General features: G+C 38.6%; 28 protein-coding genes. 24 read left to right on the forward strand and 4 right to left on the reverse strand.

Features of this window, described 5'->3' with window-relative positions:
- Positions 1-125 precede the first annotated feature (125 nt).
- The 8 genes from pheT (at position 126) to HMPREF1551_RS10895 (ending at position 12,434) form a co-directional block, all read left to right on the forward strand.
- A complete protein-coding gene (gene pheT / locus HMPREF1551_RS10860) occupies positions 126-2,552 on the forward strand; it encodes a phenylalanine--tRNA ligase subunit beta (protein WP_034544649.1) in 2,427 nt (808 codons plus the stop codon).
- A 12-nt stretch (positions 2,553-2,564) separates the two neighbouring features.
- On the forward strand, positions 2,565-3,173 hold the full coding sequence (gene recR, locus HMPREF1551_RS10865) for a recombination mediator RecR (protein WP_021629195.1): 609 nt from the start codon (positions 2,565-2,567) through the stop codon (positions 3,171-3,173).
- 60 nt (positions 3,174-3,233) lie between these two features.
- A complete protein-coding gene (locus HMPREF1551_RS14520; RefSeq protein WP_021629196.1) occupies positions 3,234-5,225 on the forward strand; it encodes a 2-oxo acid dehydrogenase subunit E2 in 1,992 nt (663 codons plus the stop codon).
- Between the two features lie 3 nt (positions 5,226-5,228).
- Positions 5,229-6,110 (forward strand): lysophospholipid acyltransferase family protein, encoded by an 882-nt coding sequence (locus HMPREF1551_RS10875; RefSeq protein ID WP_021629197.1) that lies wholly within the window; start codon positions 5,229-5,231, stop codon positions 6,108-6,110.
- Between the two features lie 191 nt (positions 6,111-6,301).
- Positions 6,302-9,091 (forward strand): 2-oxoglutarate dehydrogenase E1 component, encoded by a 2,790-nt coding sequence (locus tag HMPREF1551_RS10880; protein WP_021629198.1) that lies wholly within the window; start codon positions 6,302-6,304, stop codon positions 9,089-9,091.
- Positions 9,092-9,387: 296 nt separating this feature from the next.
- Positions 9,388-10,116 (forward strand): iron-sulfur cluster repair di-iron protein, encoded by a 729-nt coding sequence (gene ric, locus HMPREF1551_RS10885; protein ID WP_021629199.1) that lies wholly within the window; start codon positions 9,388-9,390, stop codon positions 10,114-10,116.
- A 109-nt stretch (positions 10,117-10,225) separates the two neighbouring features.
- The gene (lepB, locus tag HMPREF1551_RS10890; RefSeq protein WP_021629200.1) at positions 10,226-11,830 is read left to right on the forward strand and encodes a signal peptidase I; all 1,605 of its coding nucleotides are present in this window, start codon (positions 10,226-10,228) and stop codon (positions 11,828-11,830) included.
- Position 11,831: 1 nt separating this feature from the next.
- Positions 11,832-12,434 carry a WbqC family protein gene (locus tag HMPREF1551_RS10895; protein WP_021629201.1) on the forward strand — a complete coding sequence of 201 codons (603 nt, stop codon included), beginning with the start codon at positions 11,832-11,834 and terminating at the stop codon, positions 12,432-12,434.
- A 76-nt stretch (positions 12,435-12,510) separates the two neighbouring features.
- Here the strand turns inward: HMPREF1551_RS10895 and HMPREF1551_RS10900 are convergent, their stop codons facing one another.
- From HMPREF1551_RS10900 to rpsU, 3 genes are all read right to left on the reverse strand, one after another.
- Positions 12,511-13,248, reverse strand: a complete 738-nt coding sequence (locus HMPREF1551_RS10900) for a DUF6048 family protein (RefSeq protein WP_021629202.1) — start codon at positions 13,246-13,248, stop codon at positions 12,511-12,513.
- Positions 13,214-13,711 (reverse strand): DUF6452 family protein, encoded by a 498-nt coding sequence (locus HMPREF1551_RS10905; RefSeq protein ID WP_021629203.1) that lies wholly within the window; start codon positions 13,709-13,711, stop codon positions 13,214-13,216. The genes HMPREF1551_RS10900 and HMPREF1551_RS10905 overlap by 35 nt, the downstream gene beginning before the upstream one ends.
- A 65-nt stretch (positions 13,712-13,776) precedes the next feature.
- Positions 13,777-13,971: a 30S ribosomal protein S21 gene (gene rpsU, locus HMPREF1551_RS10910; RefSeq protein WP_034544653.1), complete on the reverse strand. Its 195-nt coding sequence runs from the start codon at positions 13,969-13,971 to the stop codon at positions 13,777-13,779.
- Positions 13,972-14,125: 154 nt separating this feature from the next.
- Here rpsU and HMPREF1551_RS10915 point away from each other — a divergent pair, with 154 nt between their 5' ends.
- Positions 14,126-15,463 (forward strand): hypothetical protein, encoded by a 1,338-nt coding sequence (locus HMPREF1551_RS10915; RefSeq protein ID WP_034544650.1) that lies wholly within the window; start codon positions 14,126-14,128, stop codon positions 15,461-15,463.
- A 15-nt stretch (positions 15,464-15,478) separates the two neighbouring features.
- Positions 15,479-15,724 carry a hypothetical protein gene (locus HMPREF1551_RS10920; RefSeq protein ID WP_021629207.1) on the forward strand — a complete coding sequence of 82 codons (246 nt, stop codon included), beginning with the start codon at positions 15,479-15,481 and terminating at the stop codon, positions 15,722-15,724.
- 249 nt (positions 15,725-15,973) lie between these two features.
- Here HMPREF1551_RS10920 and HMPREF1551_RS10925 read toward each other — a convergent pair whose 3' ends face one another.
- Positions 15,974-16,129, reverse strand: a complete 156-nt coding sequence (locus HMPREF1551_RS10925) for a hypothetical protein (RefSeq protein WP_155851626.1) — start codon at positions 16,127-16,129, stop codon at positions 15,974-15,976.
- Positions 16,130-16,235: 106 nt separating this feature from the next.
- On the opposite strand from HMPREF1551_RS10925, the gene HMPREF1551_RS10930 reads away from it, so the two are divergent.
- The 14 genes from HMPREF1551_RS10930 (at position 16,236) to HMPREF1551_RS13220 (ending at position 24,685) form a co-directional block, all read left to right on the forward strand.
- A complete protein-coding gene (locus HMPREF1551_RS10930; protein WP_021629209.1) occupies positions 16,236-16,649 on the forward strand; it encodes a hypothetical protein in 414 nt (137 codons plus the stop codon).
- Between the two features lie 133 nt (positions 16,650-16,782).
- On the forward strand, positions 16,783-17,430 hold the full coding sequence (locus HMPREF1551_RS10935; protein WP_021629210.1) for a hypothetical protein: 648 nt from the start codon (positions 16,783-16,785) through the stop codon (positions 17,428-17,430).
- 29 nt (positions 17,431-17,459) lie between these two features.
- Entirely contained in the window at positions 17,460-17,648 is a 189-nt protein-coding gene (locus tag HMPREF1551_RS10940; protein WP_021629211.1) for a hypothetical protein, read from the forward strand.
- A gap of 19 nt (positions 17,649-17,667) precedes the next feature.
- The gene (locus HMPREF1551_RS10945) at positions 17,668-18,120 is read left to right on the forward strand and encodes a hypothetical protein (RefSeq protein ID WP_021629212.1); all 453 of its coding nucleotides are present in this window, start codon (positions 17,668-17,670) and stop codon (positions 18,118-18,120) included.
- A gap of 65 nt (positions 18,121-18,185) precedes the next feature.
- A complete protein-coding gene (locus HMPREF1551_RS14375; RefSeq protein WP_255344596.1) occupies positions 18,186-18,791 on the forward strand; it encodes an RHS repeat domain-containing protein in 606 nt (201 codons plus the stop codon).
- A gap of 2 nt (positions 18,792-18,793) precedes the next feature.
- Positions 18,794-19,078: a hypothetical protein gene (locus tag HMPREF1551_RS10955; RefSeq protein ID WP_021629214.1), complete on the forward strand. Its 285-nt coding sequence runs from the start codon at positions 18,794-18,796 to the stop codon at positions 19,076-19,078.
- 2 nt (positions 19,079-19,080) lie between these two features.
- Positions 19,081-19,476: a hypothetical protein gene (locus HMPREF1551_RS10960; protein WP_021629215.1), complete on the forward strand. Its 396-nt coding sequence runs from the start codon at positions 19,081-19,083 to the stop codon at positions 19,474-19,476.
- A gap of 93 nt (positions 19,477-19,569) precedes the next feature.
- Positions 19,570-19,905 carry an Imm45 family immunity protein gene (imm45, locus tag HMPREF1551_RS10965; RefSeq protein WP_021629216.1) on the forward strand — a complete coding sequence of 112 codons (336 nt, stop codon included), beginning with the start codon at positions 19,570-19,572 and terminating at the stop codon, positions 19,903-19,905.
- A gap of 101 nt (positions 19,906-20,006) precedes the next feature.
- Positions 20,007-20,639: an RHS repeat-associated core domain-containing protein gene (locus HMPREF1551_RS10970; protein WP_255344597.1), complete on the forward strand. Its 633-nt coding sequence runs from the start codon at positions 20,007-20,009 to the stop codon at positions 20,637-20,639.
- Between the two features lie 14 nt (positions 20,640-20,653).
- Entirely contained in the window at positions 20,654-21,712 is a 1,059-nt protein-coding gene (locus HMPREF1551_RS10975) for a hypothetical protein (RefSeq protein WP_021629218.1), read from the forward strand.
- A gap of 320 nt (positions 21,713-22,032) precedes the next feature.
- On the forward strand, positions 22,033-22,869 hold the full coding sequence (locus tag HMPREF1551_RS13215) for an RHS repeat-associated core domain-containing protein (RefSeq protein ID WP_196800723.1): 837 nt from the start codon (positions 22,033-22,035) through the stop codon (positions 22,867-22,869).
- Positions 22,866-23,450: a hypothetical protein gene (locus HMPREF1551_RS10985; protein WP_021629220.1), complete on the forward strand. Its 585-nt coding sequence runs from the start codon at positions 22,866-22,868 to the stop codon at positions 23,448-23,450. Before HMPREF1551_RS13215 ends, HMPREF1551_RS10985 begins: the two co-directional genes overlap by 4 nt.
- 31 nt (positions 23,451-23,481) lie before the next feature.
- On the forward strand, positions 23,482-24,057 hold the full coding sequence (locus HMPREF1551_RS14380; protein WP_155851627.1) for an RHS repeat domain-containing protein: 576 nt from the start codon (positions 23,482-23,484) through the stop codon (positions 24,055-24,057).
- Between the two features lie 10 nt (positions 24,058-24,067).
- The gene (locus HMPREF1551_RS13220; protein ID WP_021629222.1) at positions 24,068-24,685 is read left to right on the forward strand and encodes an Imm25 family immunity protein; all 618 of its coding nucleotides are present in this window, start codon (positions 24,068-24,070) and stop codon (positions 24,683-24,685) included.
- Positions 24,686-24,856 lie beyond the last annotated feature (171 nt).

A 24,856-nucleotide genomic window follows, 5' to 3' on the forward strand; every position in this document is an offset into this window, starting at 1 on the left:
TAGTCACTAGTCATTAGTCATTAGTCACTAGTCATTGGTCACTAAATTAAAACTTGATGCAAAAAAATTTTCTCATTACAATAAAATATAGTACTTTTGCAATTCCAAATCATACGAATCATTTTATGAAAATCTCATACAATTGGATTAAGGACTTTCTCAAGATAGACTTACCAGCAGAAAAAGTAGGCGAACTCCTTACAGACTTAGGCTTGGAGGTAGAAGGTATCACTCCTTACGAAAGCGTAAAGGGGGGACTTGTAGGGGTGGTCGTAGGCGAGGTACTCGAATGCGGCAAACATCCCAATGCGGACAAACTAAGCCTGACGAAGGTTGCCGTAGGAGAAGGAAAGATACTGCCAATTGTCTGTGGTGCGCCCAATGTGGCCAAAGGTCAGAAAGTAGCTGTGGCTACCATCGGTACGACCCTCTATGACAAAGAAGGGGAGGCCTTCAAAATCAAAAAAGGAAAAATCCGAGGCGAGGAAAGCCATGGGATGATCTGTGCTGAGGATGAACTGGGATTGGGCAACTCTCATGAGGGAATCATGGTTTTGGATCCGTCCCTACCGGTAGGCAAACCTTGTAGTGAGGTCTTCCAGGTGGTTTCCGATACTGTTTTTGAAATTGGCCTCACCCCCAACCGTGCCGATGCGATGAGCCACTTAGGGGTAGCCCGAGACCTCAGAGCAGGCCTCTTGCAACGCGGCACCAACAAGGAAATCATCACCCCTTCGGTGACCGACTTCTTCGTTGATAGCCGTTTGCTCAAGATCGATGTGATGGTCGATAATAAGGAACTCACCCCTCGCTATTGTGGAGTGACTATCTCCAATGTGAAGGTAGCCCCTTCACCTGCTTGGCTACAGAACCGACTCAAAGCGATAGGAATCACTCCTAAGAATAATGTAGTAGATATTACCAACTATGTCCTCCATGATTTAGGCCAACCGCTCCATGCCTTCGATGCCTTGCGAATAGCAGGAAAGAAGATTATTGTGCGCAATGCCGCCGAGGGGGAAAAATTCCAAACCTTGGATGGGGTAGAGCGTAGCCTATCGGCTGAGGACTTGGTAATCTGTGATGCGGACAAGCCGCTATGTTTGGCAGGGGTTTTGGGTGGTACCAACTCCGGAGTGGGGGCAGATACGACCCATGTTTTCCTCGAAAGTGCTTACTTCAACCCTGTAGCTATCCGTAAAACAGCCAAGCGACATGGTATCTCCACCGATGCTTCTTTCCGCTTCGAGCGAGGAATTAATATTGATGATTGTAAGTATGCACTTCTTCGGGCTGCGATCATGATTAAAAAGATAGCCGGTGGCGAAATCTCCTCCGATGTGGTGGATTGGTATCCTAAAAAACAAGAGGACTTCCAAGTGTTCCTCACTTATGAAAAGATAGATGCCCTTATCGGACAGGTGATCCCTCGTGATGAGATCAAGAGTATCTTGCATTCCTTGGATATCCAAATCAATAGCCTTACCGAAATAGGAATGGGGCTTACAATCCCTTCCTATAGGGTAGATGTGCAGCGCGATGTGGATGTCATCGAGGAAATCCTTCGTGTATATGGATACAATAATATAGAGTTCTCCTCCAAGGTAAGTGCCTCCATGGCGCATGCCTCCAGATATGAGGACTTCAATATACAGAATATAATTGCCAACCAGCTGGTAGGGCAAGGTTTCTATGAAATCATGAACAACAGCCTTACCACTGCCGATTATCAGGAATTATCTGCGGATATTGACCCGGCTAAGGCAGTACAAATCCTCAATCCACTGAGCCAGGACTTGGCGGTCATGCGACAGACGATGCTCTTCTCTGGTTTGGAAACCATCGCTTATAACAACAATCGCAAGCGTTCGAATCTGGCACTCTTCGAGTTCGGGAAGACTTACCATAAGGAAGGAGAAAGCTATATCGAGCCGAAGCACCTCAGCCTTTTCCTCTCTGGAAATCTATATCCTGAGACTTGGAATGCCCCCCAGCAGAAGACAAACTTCTACTACCTCAAGGGCTATGTGAAGGCGATCTTCGACCGCTTGGGTAGCACTGATCTTAGAGAAACTCCCTCTCAGGAGGATCTATTTCAGGAGGGAATTACCTTCTGGAAAGACCAAACTCCTTTGGCATCCTTAGGAGTGGTGAAAAGCAGATTGTTACAGCAATTCGATATCAAGCAAAACGTCTTCTATGCGGATATTCAGTGGGATAACTTATTGAATAATCTCGCCAAAGAAGTGAAATATAAGGAAATACCTAAATATCCTGAAGTGCGCCGCGACTTGGCCTTGCTCTTGGATACGGAGGTAACCTTCGAAACACTTTATCGTATCGCTTTGCAAACGGAGAAAGAGTTGCTCAAAAAAGTAGCCTTATTCGATGTCTACCAAGGGGACAAACTCCCTCAAGGGAAAAAGAGCTATGCTTTGAGCTTTATCCTTCAGGATAGCAGCAAGACTCTTACCGACAAGCAGATAGATAAGACGATGGAGGCGCTCCTTGCGGCTTTCAAAAAGGCAACTGGAGCAGAGTTACGTTCATAAAGAGGAGGAAATATGGATTTTTCATCCAAATTATTGGAAAATGCCGTTTATGAAATAGCACAGCTTCCGGGGATAGGCAAGCGTACCGCCCTGCGCTTAGCACTTCATTTGCTCAAGCAACCCTCAGGGCAAACGGACAATCTCACTGCCGCTTTGCTCAAGCTCCGGCATGAGATTACCTATTGTAAGAATTGTCATAACATATCCGATACAGAGATTTGTGATATTTGTGCTAACATCAACCGTGATGCTTCCTTACTCTGTGTAGTGGAAGACGTACGCGATGTGATGGCTATAGAACATACCGGACAATACAATGGCCTCTACCATGTCCTCGGGGGGAAGATCTCTCCTATCGATGGGATTGGCCCCAATGAGCTCAATATCGGCTCCTTAGTCAGAAAAGTAAAGGAAGGAGGCGTGAAGGAACTCATCTTTGCGCTAAGCAATACCATGGAAGGGGATACCACTAACTTCTATATATACCGACAGTTAGAAGGCTTGGATATCACCACCTCCACCATCGCCCGCGGCATCTCCGTAGGCGACGAACTCGAATATACCGATGAGGTGACCCTCGGTAGGAGTATCCTACATAGGGTACCCTTTCAAATACAGTAGTTAGTTTTTAGCACTAACCACTAATCAAACCACTAATCACTAACAACAAAAATTAAAAAAATGGCAAGATACGAACTGAAATTACCCCAAATGGGAGAAAGTGTCGAGGAGGCAACCGTCTCTTCTTGGCTCAAAAAGGTTGGAGATACGATAAAAGTAGATGATATCTTGGTAGAAGTAGCTACGGATAAGGTGGATTCTGAAATTCCCAGCGAAGTATCAGGAGTAATTACGGAAATCTTGACCCCAGAGCGTACGGTGGTAAAGGTAGGCCAGCTGATGGCTATCATAGAAACCGACCAGCAACAGCTACAACCTGTAACGCCTCCTACAATAGCCGTGGAGCCTACACCTGTAGCGATACCAGAACCTCAAGAGACTATAGCTGCACAAGTGCCTTATGTACCACAACCTGTAGCGGTAAGCTTGGAGCAAACGCCTCAAGCAGCTCAAGAGGAACCCTTCTATTCTCCTCTGGTGAGAACCATCGCCAAGGAGGAAAATATCTCCAAAGAAGAGTTGGCTACCATAGAAGGGAGCGGCGCCGATGGTCGCCTAACCAAGCATGACCTATTGCGTTATTTAGAAAGAAGAACGACCCCTGCGGTGGCACAAACCATCCCTACTACGAATATAGAGGCACAAGCTACCCCTACTACAAATACAGAGGTACAGCCTGCCCCTATCACGAACATAGAGCAACAAGCTACTTCTACTACGCAAGAGGAACAACTTACCCCTATCGCTGACTTAGAGGCACAGATAGCCGATCCTTCTCAAATAGAGAACAAATTGGGAGGCTCTCCTTTTGTGGAAGATATAGCTCATGAGGCACTTCCGGCAGCACCTACCCCTGCTGCTCTCCCTGCCGCTTCGAAGCCGGTTGCCCTTCCCGCAGCGTCCACACCTGCTGCCCTCCCACAGGCTACTACACCCGCAGCACTCCCTGAAGCAGCTACCCCTGCTGCACTTCCAGAGGCTCCTGCATCAGTGACCGTTACACCTCCTACCGCTGTAGAAGAGCCTATTTCGGCTCCTGCACTCTCTCCGGTAGAACTCTTGCTCCAACAGAAACAGGCTGCTCAAAAAGCTTCTGAAGAAATAGTGACTCCAACGGTTGCAGCGGAAACCCCTGCCCCAATAGTGGTGGAAGAAACTCCTACGCCTATAGTTGTAGAGGAAACCCCTGCCCCTATAATAGTAGAGGAAAAGCCCGCTCCTATAGTATTGGAAGAAAAGCCTGCCCCTATAGTAGTGGAGAAAAAGCCTGCCCCTATAGTATTGGAAGAAAAGCCTGCTCCAGTAGTAGCGGCTACAACTTATACTCCTTCGCCAGTGGATGACAATGTAGAGGTCATCGAAATGACCCGAATGGGCAAGCTCATCGCCAATTATATGATCGAGAGCAAACATGTATCAGCTCATGCAACCAGCTTTATTGAGGTGGATGTAACTCGTATTTGGAACTGGCGTAACAAGCATAAAAAGGCTTTTGAATCCAGAGAAGGTGAAAAACTGACCTTTACCCCTATCTTTATAGAAGCCGTGGCCAAGGCTTTGAGAGACTTCCCGCTGATGAACATCTCCACCGATGGAGAGCGTATCTTCAAGAAGAAGAATATCAACATAGGAATGGCTACTGCCTTGCCTAATGGCGATCTCATCGTACCGGTAATCAAAAATGCAGACCAGCTTAGCTTAGTAGGACTGGCTAAAAATGTGAATGACTTAGCCAAACGTGCTCGTGAGAATAAGCTCAAACCCGATGAAGTGAAGGGGGGTACCTATACGGTAACCAATATAGGAGCTTTTGGAAACCTCTTCGGTACGCCTATCCTGAACCAACCTCAGGTGGGGATCTTGGCCATTGGGGCAATCCAAAAGGTGCCTGCTGTAGTGGAAACCCCCGAAGGGGATGTGATTGCAATCCGTTACAAGCTCATGCTCTCTCATAGCTTTGACCACAGGGTGGTCAATGGTGCTCTCGGAGGTATGTTCGTACAGCGAGTAGCCAAGTATCTCGAACAGTGGGATCCCAACCGAGAAGTATAGCGCATGCAAGCCTTTGTTTTCTATATAGCTTATCCCTTCCTATGGCTTATAGCACACCTACCCGATAGGTGTCTCTATGGGCTATCGGATGGGATTTGTTTGCTTATCTATAGGATCATTGGCTATCGTAAGAAAGTAGTCAGGCACAATCTTACCCTGGCTTTTCCCGAAAAATCGCTCTCTGAAATCAAGCAGATAGAGGCCGACTTCTACCATCATTTCTGTGATATCTTCTTAGAAATGATCAAAACCATGGGGCTGTCACAAGCTCAAATGCAACAGCGAATGACCTATACCAACAAGGCGCTTATAGAGGATTTTTATCATAAAGGACAGAGTGTAATCATCATGTGTGGGCACTACAACAGTTATGAGTGGCTGCTATCCTTAGCCTCTCAGATTCCCCATACTTCCTATGCACTCTATACCCCTATTACCAATCGGTACTTTGACCGTTTTATACGTCGCCTTCGGGAGAAGTTTCATAGCTATCTCATCTCTCGCTACAAGGCGATAGAGGAGATCCGTCGCTTACAACATGAGGGCGTTCGCTGCGCTTATGGCCTGGCCAGTGACCAATCGCCTTCTCCTCATAAGGCTTATTGGCGTACCTTTATGGGCGTGGAAGTGCCTGTCTTTACCGGAGCCGAGCGCATTGCCAAGCAATTCGACATTCCGGTGGTATTCTGCGATATACAGAAAAAACGTCGTGGTTACTATGAAGCTACTTTTGTGCTAATCACCGAAAAGCCTACCACCACCACAGCTCATGAGATTACCGATACCTTTACCCAGCTTTTGGAACAACAGATACGAAAAGCACCCCACAACTACCTGTGGACACATAACCGGTTCAAACATGCGAAAACAGTAGTTAGTTTTTAGTTTTTAGTTTTTAGTTTTTAGTTTTTAGTTCTTAGTTCTTAGTATCTAATCACTAATCACTAATCACTAACCACTAATCTCTACCACTAAGAAAAAAACTAAAGAAAAATGCTGATTTTCTCATTAATTTTTTGTATCTTTGTCCATAATAATAACGGCAGAAATTTTCGTCATAAAAATTGATATTCTTTATGGATAAATATTCTTTTCTTAATGCTGCAAACACCCAGTTTTTTGCAGATCTGTACGACCAATATTTGGAGAATCCCGACTCGGTAGAAGCGAGTTGGCGCGCATTTTTCCAAGGATTTGATTTTGCTCGTGAGAGCTATGGGGACGATTTCTTTGAGGAGGTAGCCTTCTCTTCGGCACCTACCCAGCCGGCTCCAGCAGTAGCGCAGCCTGCTACCTTACCCGTATCCGATAAGGTAGAGAAGGAATTGAGAGTCTTGAACCTTATCAAGGCTTACCAGCAACAGGGACACCTCTTAGCTCAGATAGACCCTCTTAGAGCACGTCAGTCGGCTGTGTCTTTCTCCTTGGAGAAGTTCGGACTTTCCTCAGCAGATCTCTCCACTGTCTTCGAAGCAGCTAAAGAGCTATACCTGCCTGCTTCTCCGCTTTCGGTGATCCTTAAGAAATTGGAAGATACCTTTACCAAGAAGGTCGGTATAGAATTCGAGCATTTGGACAATGCCGAAGCTAAGAAATGGTTCCAAGAAAAAATATATACGGGGGACTATACAACGGCTTTTTCTAAGGAAGAAAAAGTACGTATCCTCCAAAAATTAGCAGAATCCACTGCTTTAGAAAACTTCTTCCACAACAAATATGTAGGCCAAAAACGTTTCTCCTTGGAGGGAAATGAGGCCTTAATCCCTGCCTTAGATGCGCTTATAGAAGCTGCTGCCGACCGAAAAGGGGTCAAAGAAGTAGTTATCGGGATGGCACACCGTGGGCGCCTTAATGTATTGGTGAATATTTTGGGCAAAAACCTTCAGGATGTTTTCTCCGAATTCGACGGTAAGGATTACCCTAACCCAGAGTTCGATGGGGATGTAAAATACCACTTGGGGCTCACCACCCTTCGCAAAACAGTCAAAGGACAAGAGGTATTGCTTAATTTGGCTCCGAACCCTTCGCACTTGGAAACGGTAAGTGCTGTTCTACAAGGGATTGCACGAGCCAAACAAGATAACCACTATGCCCAAAATCCTTCCCAAGTACTGCCTATAGTGATGCATGGAGATGCCGCGGTAGCCGGACAAGGTATCGTATATGAAGTAATGCAGATGGAGCGCCTACGTGGCTATACCACAGCCGGAACGGTTCATATTGTAATCAATAACCAAATCGGCTTTACCACCAATCCATTTGACTCTCGCTCCACTACCTATTGTACTGATATTGCCAAAGGATTCCAAGCACCTATCCTACATGTCAATTCCGATGATACCGAGGCTGTCGTGCACGCGTTCCTTTTGGCTTTAGAATATCGTATGGCTTTCGGCCACGATGTGTTCTTGGATTTGGTAGGTTACCGTAAATATGGACATAATGAGGGCGATGAGCCTCGCTTTACCCAACCGGTATTGTACAAACTCATTGGAAGCCATCACAATCCTACTGTGATCTATACCGAAAAACTTATAGGAGAAGGGGTAGTTACAGCCAAAGAGATTGAAACTTATGAAGAACAGTATCGCAACTACTTGGATGGTGAGTTAGAAGCCTCTCGAAAGAAAGAACTGACCATCATCAATCCTATCATGCAGAACGAATGGCAAGGCTTCGAGCACATCGCCTCTGCTGAAGAAATGCTCCAAAGAGTAGATACTTCTTTCGATAGAAACAAATTGGATGCCTTAGCCGAACAAATCTCTGTCCTTCCTGAAGATAAGAAATTTATCAATAAAATATCCAAAATCATCAAGGATCGCCATAATATATACTTCAACGAACAGAAAGTAGACTGGGGTATGGCAGAGCACTTGGCCTTTGCAACCCTCCTTTCCGAAGGTTATGATGTACGCCTCTCTGGAGAGGATGTAGGGCGAGGTACCTTCTCTCATCGCCATGCAGTCGTTAAATCTGAAGATGCTGAAGAAGAAATCGTACCTTTGAGAAATATCACTGCTCAAGGAGGCGGCAAGCTCCATGTATATAACTCCTTACTCTCTGAATATGGCGTGTTAGGATTCGAATACGGATACTCTCTTACCACACCTAAAACATTGACCATCTGGGAAGCGCAGTTTGGGGATTTTGCCAATGGTGGCCAAATCATGATGGATCAGTATATCTGTTGTGGAGAGGACAAGTGGAAGAACCAAAGTGGCTTGGTATTGCTCTTACCTCACGGCTACGAAGGTCAAGGAGCCGAACACTCTTCCGCTCGCTTAGAGCGCTATTTACAGCTCTGTGCCACTCAGAATATGTATGTGACCAACTGTACTACTCCGGCCAACATCTACCACTTGCTCCGTCGCCAGCTCAAGGCTTCTTTTAGAAAGCCGCTTATCGCACTTTCTCCTAAGAGTTTGCTTCGTCACCCCTTGGTAATCTCCTCTGTAGAGGAACTCGCAACAGGCCATTTCCAAGAAGTATTGGACGATACTTTAGTGAAAGCTGAAGAAGTAACTACGCTTGTATTCTGTTCAGGACGTTTCTACTACGATTTGCTTGCCGAGCGTGAGAAATTGGGCAGAACCGATGTAGCTTTGGTACGTATTGAGCAGCTCTTCCCATTACCAGTGGAGCAACTCAAAGCCGTAATCGCACGTTATCCTAAAGTAACCGACTATGTGTGGGCTCAGGAAGATCCTAAGAATATGGGAGCTTATGGCTATATGCTAATGAACTTCGACTTAGTACCATGGAGATTGGCAGCCATGAATGCTTACGCTGCTCCTGCTCCAGGTAGCCCTAAGCGACACAAAGCCCGTCACCAAGAGGCTATCGACAAAGTCTTTAATAAGTAACGAGAACTCAATCTCGAGAGACCAATGACCAATGACTAATCCCTCCTTGGGATTAGCCATTGGTCATTAGTCATTAACCATTAATCATTAATCATTAATTATTTTAATTCTAAATAGTGAAATAGATAGTTATTATTAGTTAAAATTGTTTTGCCTTTAAAATGTATCTAACAGTTTGTCAGATAAATATATTTTGTTTCACAGCAGCGAATAGTTAAAAAAAGACTTTTATATATTTTTTAGCATGTAGGTTCAAAAATAATTTATACCTTTGTGCCACTAAAAAAAATTAAATAATGGACTTTACAAATAAAACAATTGGTGAAATTGTAGCAGACGACTTCCGTACTGCTGCTATCTTTAAAAAACATGGAATAGACTTCTGCTGCCGTGGTGGAAGAACGATAGATGAAGCCTGCGAAAAGAAGGACGTAACTAAAAATGAGCTTATTGAGGAGCTTTCCTCCCTTCCTTCAGGAAAAGGTGATACAGTGGATGTAAGTAGCTGGCCTTTGGATTTGTTGGCTAACTATATAGTGAAAATACACCATGAATATGTTAGAGAAAAAACACCTACCTTAATACAATTCTTGGATAAGCTCTGCAAAGTACATGGTGACAGACATCCTGAACTCTTCGAAATAAACCAACTCTTTAACGAAAGTGCGCATGACTTGGGCGAACACTTCCAAAAAGAAGAACGCGTATTGTTCCCCTTTATAGAAAAGCTCGTAAAGGCTTCCCAAACTGGCGAACCTCTTGAACCTTCTCACTTCGGTACTGTAGAGAACCCTATCGAAATGATGAAGCACGATCACACTATAGAGGGCGACCGCTTCGCTAAGATTGCCGCCCTTACCGATGGGTACACTCCTCCAGCCGATGCTTGCAATACTTACCGTGTGACCTTGGCTATGTTGGAAGAGTTCGAAAATGACCTACACCGTCATATCCACTTGGAAAACAATGTGTTATTCCCTAAAGCTATTGCCTTAGAGAAAAAAATAAAAGAGAAAAGTGCTTAAAATTCATAGCAATTTAATTTAAGTTAAAGAACTACTTAGAAAATATCTAAGTAGTTTTTTGCGTAAAAGCATAAATAATAGTATCTTTGTGCGCTAAAACAAATATTTTATGTGGACTTATCTTATAGTGTTTTTAGGAGTACAGCTCCTACAAGGACTTTTTTTATGGAAAGGCTATCAGAAGGCAGGCTATAAGGGCTGGCAAGCCTTTGTACCAGTATGGAATATGCTGATTCTCTTGAAGATTATTGAGCGTCCTTGGTGGTGGATTTTCTTAGTCTATCTGCCGGTGATAGGCAATATCATAGCTATGGTGTTGGCTTATGAGTGGTTGCATGTATTTGGCTATCGAAAAAAACGCTATACCCTTTGGGCAGTACTGACCTTAGGACTTTTTGTCGCTTATGTGATGTATCAGCCTAAGACACAGTATATAGGCAAGAGTGAAGCGGTTATTGCTGAGAATGTTCCTTCTTGGCTCAATGGGATTATCTATGCAGTGGTAGCGGCCTCTACCATACATGCGTATTTTATCCAACCCTACACCATCCCTACTTCCTCTTTGGAAAAGACCCTTTTGGTAGGCGATTTTCTTTTTGTAAGTAAGTTTCACTATGGGGCACGGGTGCCAATGACCCCACTTTCGTTGCCAATGGTGCATGATTCTATTCCTCTTACAGGGCTTAAGTCTTATATTCCTCAACCTCAATTACCTTATTTGCGCTTACCTGGTTTGCAAAAAATCAAGCGTAATGATATCGTGGTGTTTAACTGGCCTACCGATACGGTGCGTATCTTCCGCGATCCTATGAAAATTCATGTTGATAAGCCTGTCGATAAGAAGTCCCACTATGTGAAAAGGGCAGTGGCTGTTGCTGGGGATCAATTCGAGATACGTGATGGAGCGGTCTATATCAATGGAAAGAAGGAGGTTTATCCCGTGAGAGCGAAGCTCCAGACTTCCTATACAATAGATACCGATGCTGAGTTCAGAAACTATTTGGTAAGCCTCTATGGCAGTCAATACACTCCTGAACAGCTGTTGCCTGTTTTCCTATACCAAAGTTTTGGTATTACTGATGCATCAGGCTTTAGTGATGACAATCAATTTGTAGTACAGTCAGCTACCGAAGAAGTAGCTCAAAAGATAGGACAACTCCCACATATAGAGAAAGTAACTAAAATAGTAGCACCTAAGCAGTATAATGCGGCTATTTTCCCTCATAGCAAGCGTTTCCCATGGAGTGAAGACAATTTTGGGCCAGTAGAAATTCCTGCTGAGGGCAAAACAGTACAGCTTACCCAAGAAAACCTTCCTCTATATCAGCGTATCATAACTGAGTATGAGGGAAATACGCTACAAACCGAGGGGAATGATATCCTTATCAATGGACAGAAAGCCACTACCTATACATTCCGTCAGGATTACTATTGGATGATGGGGGATAATCGTCATAACTCCGAAGACAGCCGCTATTGGGGCTTTGTCCCTTTTGATCATGTGGTAGGCAAACCTGTATTGGTATGGATGAGTTTGGATAAGAATGCTAAAGGATTCAATAAAATACGCTGGAGTCGTCTCTTTACTACTGTCAATGGGGAAGGAGAGCCTGTTTCTTACCTTTACTGGGTATTGGGCTTAGGGGTACTCTCTTATGTTGGGTATGAGGTATATAAGAAGAAATACAAAGGAAAAGTAAAGACTAAGAAATAGCATGAAAGCACTCCTACATCCTACTTATTTTCCGACGATTGCCTCTTTTTCCTTATTGGTAAAGGAACCTTGTCTGTTAGAGGTATCGGATAACTACCAAAAGCAGACCTATCGCAATCGTACCTATATCTATGGGGCGAATGGTAAGCAGATCCTTACGGTGCCTATCCTCCATACAGGGGGAGAGACAGGACGACAGCTCTATAAGGAGGTGCGGGTAGATAACCAAGTGGCTTGGCAGAAGCTGCATTGGAAGACCTTGCAGACGGCCTACCGCACTACCCCCTACTTTGAGTATTATGAGGATAAAATAGCTCCTATATTTACCCAAAAACATGACTTCCTCTTAGACCTTAACCTTCGTACCATAGAAGCCGTATTGGATTGTCTTCATATAGACGTGAGCTGGGAGCAGACCACCGCTTACCATTCTACTTACGATGGGGTCACAGACTATCGCTATCTGACCGATGCCAAAGCAGCTTATGAGGTTTCTCAAGAGCCTTATTATCAGATATTTTCAGACAAACATGGGTTTATTCCCAATCTTAGTATCTTGGATTTGCTCTTTCATGAAGGAAATAGATCAATGATTAATGATTAATGCCAGCAATGATTAATGATCAATGATTAGTGACTAGTGACAAGTGATAGATAGTTCATTAGTCACTAGTCGTTAGTCACTTTTTAAAGAGTGGAATCATATAGGTTAGGGTGTAGTTGTAGTTGATACCGAAGTGGCTATCTTCCCATACACGTTGGATACCAGGAATCCAGAAGTTGGGGAAGTCATTGTTCTTATTATAGAGTAAATAAGTAAAACGAACAGAGGCTCCGGCATAGAAGTGCTTGAATAGTTCTACCTTAATGCCCAAGCTGCCCTCTAAGAAATGGGCGGTACGTCCATGATAGGTAGTTAGGATGTCACTTTGGGTGCCACTAAGGGTCTCATTCCAATAGATGTTATGCAGGGTATGGAGGTCATAGCGGGAGACCTCTTGGCTAAAAGAACTAAAGCCATAGCGTGCTCCGAAGTAGATCATATTTTCCATCCCATACCAGTTGGTATAAGAATTATAATCAAATCCTAACTTGATATATTCGCCCCGAGTAGCAAAATCAAAGTAATTGGTGGTACTATTTTTGTTTTCCTTTCCTATTTCACCTGCTATATAATAGCGATTATTCAGACGATAATCACCTACCAACTCCAAGCCATTATAGTTTTTATCGGAAAAAGTGCGTATGAGCTTAGAGATATCAGCCCCTATGCGCAAGCTATAGTAGGCATGAGGTTTCTTGCCTGTTTGTTCTTTTGTAGGAGAGGGCGCTCTCTCCTGGCTTTTTTTCTCTTGAGCAAGGCCATACAAGGAGAGAAAAAGACTAATAAAAAATATGAATACGGGCTTGTTTTTCATCGTTTAATTTTCTAAAAAGTACATGTACGCGCTCTACCCAAGGGGTATAGCTATCTACGGATAGGGAAGCGGCCGTCAGGTTGTCATAGGTTACCTTGTAGCCACATCCTTTGCTTAGGAACACCTGAGAAGGAGTAGCAGTGATTTTCAGTTCGTTAAGGCTTCCTCTGACTAAGGTACCGGTACTATCGATGACGGCGTCTTTGACCAGGAGAAAGGAAGTCTCGCTAGTGGTTAGTTTTAGAGGGATCACGATGGAGTCAGTTGTGGCTATGGGCTGGATGATTTGGTGGCGGTCTTTGCCCATAACCAAAAGGTTATTGACCATTTTGGTACGGCGAGGCGTATCCTTATCATGCACCCGGATGATAAGGCGTGGGGTAAGTACCTCATCGGTACAGATATCGTCATTCTCACAGCCTACAAGCAGCACCACAAGGAAAAGGAATAGGATATTTTTCATAGCAATGGGTATTATACAAAAAAATCCCTGAACGAGCAGGGACTTTTCTTTTAAGGAAAGAAATATTATATTTCTTCTGAATCTCTTAGCTGTTGGATGAACTCCGCTCTTTGGATAACGTTGCGGCGAAGCACAGAGGGCTTAGTGAAGTGCTGGCGTGCGCGAAGCTCTTTCACGATTCCTACGCGGTCGAATTTTCTTTTGTAGCGCTTTAGGGCTCTGTCTATATTTTCTCCTTCTTTAACTGGTATAATAAGCATAGTATAACACCTCCTTTCGTTTACGGGGGCAAAGATACAATATTTTTTTGTACCTACAAGCATTGTTGTGAAAAAAAAGATAAATTTTTTAGCACGCAAATACATTGCGTAATTAATAAGTACCTTTGCAAGGCAAAACAGAAATTATTGTCCTATGATTTTACAAATATATTCGCAAAACCCCCAGCTTTTGGATTTGCTCAACAAGAACCCTCATACCGACTTTGGAATCTATGCCAAGGCCTTGCGCAATGGGCAACTTGTGGGGAATGCCGTTTCCGCTCATCAGTACGATGTGCTTTTCCAAGATACCCGCTATAGTTATTTGCCAGAGGAAAGCAATCAGATTGATTTTCAGAGCTATAGTTCCCCCTTGGTGGTGCTGCATATCTGTAATGAGTTTTTCAAAGAACTCCTACAAGAGCGACAAACCTACTTTCAGCAAGAAATCAAGTGGTTAGGTAAGTCCCGTGGTGAGGTGGATACCTACCCTTGTAGGATAGAGGTCAAAAACCTATATGCCAATTCCAATTGGTATTCCCAAGGACATTTTCTACTGGAACGCTATTTCAAAAATATCCATACAACACCCCTAATAGGGAATAACCTCTCGCTAACGATAGAGGGCAAGAACGTATTTGAAGCTATGAACCTCTTGAGTTTTGTAGCCGTGGCTACCCATATTACCAATACCTATGGGGAATACACCTATATAGATGACCATTTTGCCCAGAAGTACGCTCGTATTCTAACCAATATAGAACAGGTGCCTTACTTTGTCTTCTATCTCTTTATCAAAAGGGCAATAAAGAGCGAACGCCAATTTGCCGAGATCAAGCCCCTATTTGAAGCCTATTTCAAGCAGCGTGGTATGGATATAGACTTCCAGTTTGCCGATACCCATGGAAGCCGTATGAACTTTATTGTCAATGAGCTGGGTATGGATTACCCTATCTTGGATATCGGTTGTGGAGAGCTGAAGTACTACCGTCGTTTTATGCGCAGGAACTATAACTATCAGCATCCTTATTTTGCTACGGATACCGATCCAGAAGTGGCGGCTCATGTAGCGATTCTCAAGGAACGTATGGAAGCCGATAACCTCTATTTCTTTACCTCATGGGACGATTTTCAGTACAAAGAGCCTATAAATATCATACTCACAGAGGTTATAGAACACAATACCCCAGCCCAAGCAGCCGCTTTGGTTAAGAAGTGCCTATCGCTAAATTTCCATAAGCTCATCATTACCACGCCTGATAGCCGTTTTAACTCTTATTACTTTGAAGAAGGGGAGGAAAACAGACGACATGAGGATCATCATTTTGAATGGACAGAAGCGGATTTTCAGGCTTTTATCAAGGAATGTATAGGAACCATGCCGCTTGAGGTTACCTTTTGTGGGATAGGAGACCGAATCAATGGAGTAACCCCTACACAGGCGGTAGTAGTTACAAGAAATGGGCCAGCGGGGGATTCACGCTTCAACTAAAAAAGCAAGAAGATTATGCAAAGAGTAAAATTAACAATAAAACAATATTATTTTTTGCGAGATTTGATAAAACAATCTATAAATACTAACGTTTTCTATAAGGACAATCGTATAGTTATTATTGAGTTATCTGAAGACGATAGGGATAAAATAAGAGATTTAGCATTAGATTATCTTGATATATGTGGTTTTGATAGAGATTATAAACTGACAGAATCAGGAAAATTGGCAGAGGAACTGGTAGACAAATTGTATATTTAGTCTTCTAAAAATAACCCACTATATCCTTGCAGCGTTTTATAATAATTCCTATTTTTGTGCTTTAAAAGCTATGATAAAAAGTCTCCTATATTAGTTTTTAAATGAAGAAGTTTGAAAGTAGTATGTCTAAGATAAAAGAAATTCTCTCTAATTGTCTGAAGAGGATAAATATTCAGATTTTTGTATTTCTGTTTTTTCTCATAGCAACCTTTGTAGTAAGTTTTTTTCGTATAGAGGCGAAGAATGATTTTATTTATAAGCCTTATCGCATCTTATGTGGGCTTTATTTTCCTCTATGTTTATTTTATCCAATAATCTATATAGCAACTTTTGTTTTTGTAAAGAAGGAATATATAAAAAAGATCCTGTTATTTCTTTTGTATTTAGTAACTTTTTATCTTTCATTTTTTTTGTTATATCTACTCTAAGATAGAGGAATAGTGGATTCAAGTATGCTTGTAATGCAAATCAATAGTTGAAAAGTAAGAGTTTGATTATCTAACCGATATTTATGTATAAATATAGAATATTATTTTTGAGTTTTTTATTTTTGATCTCATGTGATCAGCAGGAAAGCCCTAACATTCCTGCCTATTTCTTTGACGAACAAATTAAGGTCAGGGATATAGCGGATAGTACCTCTTTGGAAATATTAAAGGTGACTCTCAAAAAAGAAAAAGGAAAAAGTATAGAAGGCAAATATGCCTATATCAATTATGATTCAACAGAATTTGTTAGAGTTTATTTTTCGCAAATATATGATACTATAACGCCTAAAGATACCATAGTGCTATTTCTTAAAAATAATAAGGATGTCTATATTACTGACATACGACAAATATATGCACCTAAAAGGCAGCCTATCTTTGTTCAATATAGAATAGATAATAAATTATTTAGAAAAGGAGCGGTTATAGAACAATAGTTATAAACGTGAATCATATAGTTGAAAAATGTCCATATAATCTAATTCGTTAAGATGCAATAAATGGCGTCTCTACAGAAGACCAAAAATAATAATATGAAAAAAAACGATTATTCTAATTTTACTAATTGCGGTGGCTTGCCGTAATTCTCAACAAAATAATAAAGCAGACGCGCCTCTTGAGGAACAAGTTCCGCTAAATGAGGATATCATCTCTGAAGAAATTCCTCAGGAAAATGCTCCTGAAATAAATCTGGATTACCAAGCATTTATAGAAAATAAAAATGATACAACTAATATAAATAGAAAAGAGTTGTATAAAATCTTTAAATATGATGAATTTTATGAAAGAGAGGGGTATTATCAAATTCCATATTATGGATGTCCATACAAAGGAAATAAATTAGGAAATGCAAATGTCATTTTAATTCCCAAGACAAAAAGGTTTGATACCTACGCCATTACATCTAAATGCAATGATAATGAGCCTTGTTGGGAAAAAGTAAGACAAGAAATATCTTCGTTATCGATAGAAGAGATCAACAAACATTTTAACGCTGTTATTTTTATTATAGGTAAAAAATATTTGGAATACACACCAGATTTAGAGACATCTTATAATCCTAAATATCCTTATAAGGAAGATGCTTATGTTTTAGAAAATGGCAAATGGTCAATAAGAAAAACATATACTGTTACAGACGAAATAGAGCAAGAAATCCATAGGTTACAGGATAGATATATTGATAGTTTAGTAGAAAAGTATCGATTTCGGGAATAATTTCAAATAAAAAAGCAGCTGGAAAAACAATGGTTGTATCTGTTTCTATGGAATTAGAGCATACATATTTAAAACAAAGAGGCAAATCATTTAAAGCACATGAGTTTTGGAACCTAACAGAAGCTACTCCTTGGGGGCATGCCTCTATGGATAAATATAGACATATTAGTAAAAAATATAAAATAATAAAGGTTATAAAAGGAATGAGTACATTTTGAAAATTAATAAATCATATTTATGGATATAAAAAAAATTATTGATAGTCAGGAATATATAGATATAGTAATGTCTATTTTAGAAATAACTGGAGAAAAACTAACTGAGAGAAATTTAATGAGTGATCAATATCTAAGAGAAGATATAAAAAAAGCTACAATAGAAGGAGAAGTGTTATATAATTTCTTAAAAGATAACAAACTAATGATCATTAAATACGCTATTTGCCGGCAGCAGTATAATTCTTTTAAAAAAGATATATCAGAATTGGAAGGTGATGATTTTAAAGTAGTTAAATATTTAGGACTTAATCCTACTTTCTTAGCATACTATACTATTGAATTAATTTTATTATATAAAGGAAAGAAGGTTTTGAAAGACTATTTAAAAAAAAGAGATATGTCTGTAAATGATGTTTTGAAAAATATTCAAAATGCTTATAATGCATCATTAGAGTATACTTTTTCTAAATAATTAAACATAAACAGATTGTAATAGTTAGATACCCCATAGAAGCCTACAACCAAGAAGGTGAGCTAATATGGGAACGTGAGCAAGACCTTTATGGCAACTCCCGACAAGGCTTTGCTAAAGAGAATTTCAGGTGCCCTTTTAAATACCAAGGGCAGTACTATGACCCTGAAATAGAGTTGTGCTACAATAGGTTTAGGTACTATCACCCTGAAATGGGGAGGTATATAAGTGAAGACCCTATTGGGTTCTTATCTGGGGAGCCTAACTTTTTTGCTTATGTGGGGGATACCAATGCGTGGGTGGATTTGCTGGGGTTGAGTGAGAATTCTTATAATAGAAAAGAAGAAGATATTGAATGGATAACTGTAGGACGCTGGATGAGTGAAGAAGAATATAACCTTATGAAAAAGAGTGATATACCAATAGGAGAATCTGGTGGATTAACTTTTGTTACAACAGGAGGACAAGATTCTTATACAAGGGCAGATAAAGGAAGTATATATGTAGAATTTGAAGTTCCTAAGAATAGTCTAATACAAGGAGGTAAAGAAAATTGGTATAAAATAGTGAGTCCAACAGCAAGTAGATCTCAGAAATATCAAGTTGAAAAACAAGGAGGGGAAATTCCTCCTAAATATAGAAATTTGACTCCCCCTATATTAACTAAATAAATATGAAAGAAAAAATTAATTGTTTTATGAGTAGATTCAGCTCAAAATTGAATAAGTATAAGGTAAATATACATACTTTTGATAATAGCCTTAACGATCCTTTTGGTATTTTGACAAGAATAGATTTTGAATATAAAAATATAGAAGGCTACGTAAGCTTTTATAGTAAGGGAGTTATAAATATAGAAATATTTGATTACAACACAGGTAGTATCATATTTAATACACTACTAATGCCAGAAGATGATTCTACAGAGGCTTTTAATCAGTTTGACAAATTAATATAACTATGATAATAGGAAAGAAAAAAGATATTAGCTTTATTGATATATTAAGTCTCATAAAATGTCCAGAAAAGTATCATTGGAAAATAGTTTGGATATACGCTTTTTATTACCCCTCTAATCTTGTGTATTTAGAAGATAAAATTAATTCTTCAAAAGGATATGACATTAAATTAGAGGATTTAAAAAGACTAATAGAGTCAGTAGGGCAGCTTATTGAGCTAATATTAATTGGTGATAAAGGAATTATAGAAGATTATTCTATTGAAAAAGAGGAAGAAATAAAGAATAAATATGATTTCTTTATAGAATATGTTGATTCTTCTTATTGGGAGATTTTCTCTAAAGACAATGATTTTAGCAACAAATTAAAAGAGTTTGATACCAATTCAAAAGAATAAGGTTACAAATATAACTACGTTGGCAGTATAAGTGGGATGCCTTTGGAATGCTCAAAGAGGTAAGACGCCCTGACAAGAAAAAAGTAAGATAAAATGGTAAAATTAATTGATTTTAAAGAAAATAATATTTGTAGAGGTATGGTATTACGTTGTAAAGGAAAATATCCTTATGAAGCAATTGTTGATTTTTTAGTTTGTGAAACGCCAGATTCGGGAGCTAAAACGTTTCAACTAATAGTTATTTCTGGTTTTAAAGCAGGAGCTAAATATTATCAATTTCCTGAAGAATCACTTCCTAAAGATAGGAGTCGATATGGATTAAGTACTTATTGGCTTAGAGATAATTGGTATAAATATGGATATATTGATTGCCCATTAGAAGATGTATACATTTATGAAAGTCAAGTGCCTACTAAATTTGAACTATAAAATTAATACCATACCTAACATCCTCGTATAGAATGTTATTAATTAGATAACAGCACCACTTAGGTACACCCATAGAAGCCTACAACCAAGAAGGTGAACTGATATGGGAACGCGAACAAGACCTCTATGGCAACTCCCGTCAAGGCTTTGCCAAAGAAAACTTTAGATGTCCGTTCAAATACCAAGGACAGTATTATGATAGCGAGGTTGAGTTGTGTTATAATAGGTTTAGGTATTACCACCCTGAAACGGGGAGGTATATAAGTGAAGACCCGATTAAACTCTTGGGTGGGTTTAATATGTTTGCTTATGTAGGGGATAGTAATGCGTGGGTGGATTTGCTGGGGCTAATAATTTTACAACAAGTTCCATATGATAATCACCCTCTATCTGATAGAGTAGAAGATTTCAGAAGAGAAAATCCTGAAATTTTAGGAGGAAGAAATGTTGCAGTAGCTGAATTAAATAATGGAGATATTATTATAACTCACTCTGATAGATATGGGCATTTTGAAAAATATTTATTAGAGGAATTAGAAAAAAGAAATGCTTTAAATGATGTAAGGCATCTTTATACAGAATTGGAGCCATGTTCTGGTCATGGAATGCCTAATTGTTATGGTAAATTAGATGATAAATTACCTAAAGATCAAATTGTAATGTTTAGTTATCCTTATCCTATATCAGACAAAACTCAAGAGAACAAAAAAGCAAATCAATATCATAACTCATAATTATTTATTTTAAAATGAAGTGTGAAAAAATAGAATTAGGAATTACAGATATTACTAAAGCAAAATTCCTTAATGAACATCTCGTTGCCAATATTAATAACAATACTATTACTATTTTAGATGTTATTGAAGCTAAAGTAATAAAAACTATTAGGGACTTACCTTTTCAATATATATCTGATATATTGTTAGTAGATAATAAACTCTATATAGTAGGTATGGGTATTGATTTTCTAATTTACAATTTAGAAACAAATCAATATTCTAAAATAGTTTTATCTCATACAAATAAAATAGAAGGATCTGCAATTTTAATACTAAATGATTACTTTCTGATAGCAGATGATATTTCTGAAACTATCAAAATATATGATAAACATTTTAGTTATGTTTATCATTTTAGAGTAGGATATGGTGTTAAACAACTCTATTTTGACAGAGAACTTAATCTCCTTATTATTTGTATTTGTGAATCAGAAGATACAGGTTTTCTATTATTTTATAAAGTTGAAGGAATAAATATTATTCCATACAATATACAAATAAAAACTTTTTTTGCCATAAGTGGAATCATAATAGATAAAACATCTGATAAACTTATTATTTATGGAGGGTATCCACCGCTTAATATCCAAATACATAAGTACTCTAACTTAGAGTTTAATAAAGAATTAGTGTTAAATGAAGATTACACTAATGATGTCTTTGGTGTTAATATAAGTGAATCATTCAATATAACTTGTTGCTTATTTGGTAATAATTATCTTCTTTATCCATATAGTGGAGGAGAAGTAATGCTAATCGACTTAATAAATAATACAGTAAAATCTATTTATAACAAAGATGAAATCTATATTTTCTCGTATATAGTTGATAATAAAATTCTTTGTATTTCAAGAGAGGGAGTAGCTACCTATATAAATTGTTATTTAGAAAAATCTTTGAATAAAAATATTGAAAATACAATAAATAAAGGATTTCCATTTCCTCAAGTAGTTGAGGAAAAATCATTCACTTTTAGATATAGCATTGAACCTGAAGAGAATTACATATATTTAAAAAGAATATCATAAAACACCTATTATAAAATCACATTTTAAAGACTATTCTATCTGATGTATATTACTTTGTCTAAAAACGACCAAATATTAAGAGTTATCCATAACTAATATTGGCCTTTCTTATTTTATAGGTAAATAGATGTTTAATTAGTAAAGCTGTCTTGTTTATAAAAATGGTTAAATTGCTTATCTTAACGACTTCGGAGTTCTGCATTCTGCGCACCCTTGCGCACAAGTAGTTTTGAGCTGCTCAAAAGGTTTTGAGCTGCTCAAAACACACCAAGCATTTTAGCCGCACCACCACCCACTTTTTGTGGAGTGGCAATGTGCCCTTGCGCGAATGGAAAGAAACCTTTGAGTTCAATTACAGCACAGGCTTATACGACTTAGGTACTGAGCACAGCCCCACCACTTGGATTTTTGAAGCGGGCTCTTTTGTGCCTTGCGGAAAGATTGTAAATGGCAAGCATTACTCCATCATCACCGACCATTTAGGCACGCCCATAGAAGCCTACAACCAAGAAGGCGCGCTAATATGGGAATGTGAACAAGACTTCTATGGCAACTCCCGACAAGGTTTTGCCAAAGAAAACTTTAGGTGTCCATTCAAGTACCAAGGACAATATTACGACCCTGAAATTGAACTTTGCTACAATAGGTTTAGGTATTATCACTCCGAGACGGGGAGGTATATAAGTGAAGACCCGATTGGGTTCTTATCTGGGGAGCCTAACTTTTTTGCTTATGTGAGTGATACGAATGCTTGGGTGGATTTGCTGGGGTTGAGTTATGATAAACCTATTCATCATATTGCAAGCAATAAACATAAAGCCTATTCAAGTTTATTTAGGTTCCTCTTTAAAAGATATGGTTTGGGTAGATTTAAAAATGGAAGAGAAAGAAAAGATGTTTTAAATGATCCAAAAAACAAAGTAGCAGTAGAAGGGCATAAGGGACCTCATGGGGAAGATTATCATAAAGAAATATATAATCGATTAGAAGCGGCAGGAGCAAGAGGTGAAGAAAAAGCCAGAAAGGAAGGCATAACAGAAGAAAGTAAGATCATAGAACAAGGAGCAAAAGAATTTATTGAAGAATTACAGAAATTATCTAAAGAATGTAGTACGGAAGGAGAAAAACTTAACAAAATTATAACTAAAAAAATATGAAATATTTTAGAGTAAGGGTATCAATTAATAATAGATTATGGAAGAATTTCTTCACTTATATGTATCATTTTTTTTGCAAAGAGAGTACGACTACTTTTGTTAAAAACTATGCAAATAGACAAACTATTTTAGAACTTATTGCTCTCAACGATAAGGGAGAATTTATACTTTCGGAGAAGTCTTTTGAGAAAGAAGAAATGCCATTTTATCTTACAAAAGAATCAATCTTATTAATTAGAGATGATTTTTTTCATGAAGAATTATTTACAGATTTGATAGGTATTGATTTTAGAAATGTAATCGTACAAGGTGAGTTTTCTCATTTTTATGTGATGCTTTCCTTTATAAATATTTTAGATTGTATACATAAAGAAAAAAATAAAAAAAATGAAGTTGACCCATTTAATGGCTTAGTTCTTGATAAAAAAAAAATCCCATTAAATATTGATGGTTTTTTCTTAGATAAATGGGATAGATGGGGAGAATACACCCCTTTTGTAAGTGAAATATTAAAAAATAGGCTGCTAATGCTTGATAAAGCTCAAAAATATTTGCTTTTTGATGAAGTAATCATAATCTAATTTTAAAAATTGAAACTCAAGACAAACTTCTATCTCGCCTGTTTGGCTTGCACCAAAAGAGAACTTTAGATGTCCTTTTAAATACCAAGGACAGTATTATGATCCTGAAATAGAACTCTGCTACAATAGGTTTAGGTATTACCACCCCGAGACAGGAAGGTATATAAGTGAAGACCCAATAGGATTTTTATCTAGGGAGCCTAATTTCTTTGCGTATGTAAGTGATACCAATGCGTGGGTGGATGTGCTGGGGTTATCAAGCTGGTGGTATTACACACGAAAATTTCATGATGATGAAGCCACTAAAATTTTTGGAGAAGGAAAAGGAAAAAGGTTAAAAGATAGAGTTTATGATAAGGAATACGATGGTAAAGATATAGAGTTTAAATCAGCTAATTTTAAAAGAGAGAGGACTCAAAGCGAGATTGATCATATGAATAAGCAAATAGATAAGGATATTAAGTACAAACAATCTGGAGAAGCAAACCCTCATTGGCACTTTCTTAATGACCCAAAAGGAGTACCAGATATGGAACCAATCTTAAAAAGATTAAAAGATAATGGTATTGAATATTCAAGTGGTTCTACTTATAACAATAATAAATAGTTATTATATTATGTTAGATTCTCAATTAATACTTAAAAAATTCATACTTTTAATAAATTCATTCGGTTTTAAAACAGCTAAAAGGTTTTGGCATAAAAATATGGTATCCTTTATAAAACGTTTAGATGATATTCATTATTGTTACATTATTATAGATGCCTATAAAAATAATCCCGTTGAGGTTTTTAGAATAAATCTTTGGGTTGGACCTATTTGTTTTCCTGATGACAGTTTGAGTAGTCTCTCTGCTAACATTAAGTTAGAGATATCTAAGGTTAATACGATGACCGATATATTTTTGGAAGCAAGTGAGAAAAAAATTAGAAATCTTATTGAAACAGATGTTGTAAATACTCTTATTAATTTTTCTAAGAGAGAGATAGATTCACCTTCTATAAAGAATCATAGATATGAAGTATACACGAAATATTTACTACCTTTTTTTCTAAACACTATCAGAAAAGCAGATGGTAATGTTTTTCTGTTAAAAAATAAAAATATCCGAGAAGAAATTATTAAAGATTTATTCAATAATTTAGAAGGGGAAAATAAAGAATATTTTGATAGATTTACACTGCCAACTACAATAGAATATATATCAGATTATTGTTATCTCTACACAATATAGATAGGCTCTACTAAAATTTTTGTGGCACAATTCGTGTGTACTGTGTACGACTATAGTACAGTTATAGATGAACATCTTTTTGAATATTGATAGGTAAGCATCTATCACAAAAACTTTGCTAACTATAACTCTCTAACCAAAACACCCCACAAAATATTTCAAAAATAATTT

Source organism: Capnocytophaga sp. oral taxon 863 str. F0517, assembly GCF_000466425.1.
Classification (GTDB): domain Bacteria; phylum Bacteroidota; class Bacteroidia; order Flavobacteriales; family Flavobacteriaceae; genus Capnocytophaga.

What these genes read in the sequence shown, in the direction of transcription:
- pheT (WP_034544649.1), top strand. Translation starts at nt 126, where the DNA reads ATGAAAATCTCATACAATTGGATTAAGGACTTTCTCAAGATAGACTTA.
- recR (WP_021629195.1), top strand. Translation starts at nt 2,565, where the DNA reads ATGGATTTTTCATCCAAATTATTGGAAAATGCCGTTTATGAAATAGCA.
- HMPREF1551_RS14520 (WP_021629196.1), top strand. Translation starts at nt 3,234, where the DNA reads ATGGCAAGATACGAACTGAAATTACCCCAAATGGGAGAAAGTGTCGAG.
- HMPREF1551_RS10875 (WP_021629197.1), top strand. Translation starts at nt 5,229, where the DNA reads ATGCAAGCCTTTGTTTTCTATATAGCTTATCCCTTCCTATGGCTTATA.
- HMPREF1551_RS10880 (WP_021629198.1), top strand. Translation starts at nt 6,302, where the DNA reads ATGGATAAATATTCTTTTCTTAATGCTGCAAACACCCAGTTTTTTGCA.
- ric (WP_021629199.1), top strand. Translation starts at nt 9,388, where the DNA reads ATGGACTTTACAAATAAAACAATTGGTGAAATTGTAGCAGACGACTTC.
- lepB (WP_021629200.1), top strand. Translation starts at nt 10,226, where the DNA reads ATGTGGACTTATCTTATAGTGTTTTTAGGAGTACAGCTCCTACAAGGA.
- HMPREF1551_RS10895 (WP_021629201.1), top strand. Translation starts at nt 11,832, where the DNA reads ATGAAAGCACTCCTACATCCTACTTATTTTCCGACGATTGCCTCTTTT.
- HMPREF1551_RS10900 (WP_021629202.1), bottom strand. Translation starts at nt 13,248, where the DNA reads ATGAAAAACAAGCCCGTATTCATATTTTTTATTAGTCTTTTTCTCTCC.
- HMPREF1551_RS10905 (WP_021629203.1), bottom strand. Translation starts at nt 13,711, where the DNA reads ATGAAAAATATCCTATTCCTTTTCCTTGTGGTGCTGCTTGTAGGCTGT.
- rpsU (WP_034544653.1), bottom strand. Translation starts at nt 13,971, where the DNA reads ATGCTTATTATACCAGTTAAAGAAGGAGAAAATATAGACAGAGCCCTA.
- HMPREF1551_RS10915 (WP_034544650.1), top strand. Translation starts at nt 14,126, where the DNA reads ATGATTTTACAAATATATTCGCAAAACCCCCAGCTTTTGGATTTGCTC.
- HMPREF1551_RS10920 (WP_021629207.1), top strand. Translation starts at nt 15,479, where the DNA reads ATGCAAAGAGTAAAATTAACAATAAAACAATATTATTTTTTGCGAGAT.
- HMPREF1551_RS10925 (WP_155851626.1), bottom strand. Translation starts at nt 16,129, where the DNA reads ATGAAAGATAAAAAGTTACTAAATACAAAAGAAATAACAGGATCTTTT.
- HMPREF1551_RS10930 (WP_021629209.1), top strand. Translation starts at nt 16,236, where the DNA reads ATGTATAAATATAGAATATTATTTTTGAGTTTTTTATTTTTGATCTCA.
- HMPREF1551_RS10940 (WP_021629211.1), top strand. Translation starts at nt 17,460, where the DNA reads ATGGTTGTATCTGTTTCTATGGAATTAGAGCATACATATTTAAAACAA.
- HMPREF1551_RS10945 (WP_021629212.1), top strand. Translation starts at nt 17,668, where the DNA reads ATGGATATAAAAAAAATTATTGATAGTCAGGAATATATAGATATAGTA.
- HMPREF1551_RS10955 (WP_021629214.1), top strand. Translation starts at nt 18,794, where the DNA reads ATGAAAGAAAAAATTAATTGTTTTATGAGTAGATTCAGCTCAAAATTG.
- HMPREF1551_RS10960 (WP_021629215.1), top strand. Translation starts at nt 19,081, where the DNA reads ATGATAATAGGAAAGAAAAAAGATATTAGCTTTATTGATATATTAAGT.
- imm45 (WP_021629216.1), top strand. Translation starts at nt 19,570, where the DNA reads ATGGTAAAATTAATTGATTTTAAAGAAAATAATATTTGTAGAGGTATG.
- HMPREF1551_RS10975 (WP_021629218.1), top strand. Translation starts at nt 20,654, where the DNA reads ATGAAGTGTGAAAAAATAGAATTAGGAATTACAGATATTACTAAAGCA.
- HMPREF1551_RS10985 (WP_021629220.1), top strand. Translation starts at nt 22,866, where the DNA reads ATGAAATATTTTAGAGTAAGGGTATCAATTAATAATAGATTATGGAAG.
- HMPREF1551_RS13220 (WP_021629222.1), top strand. Translation starts at nt 24,068, where the DNA reads ATGTTAGATTCTCAATTAATACTTAAAAAATTCATACTTTTAATAAAT.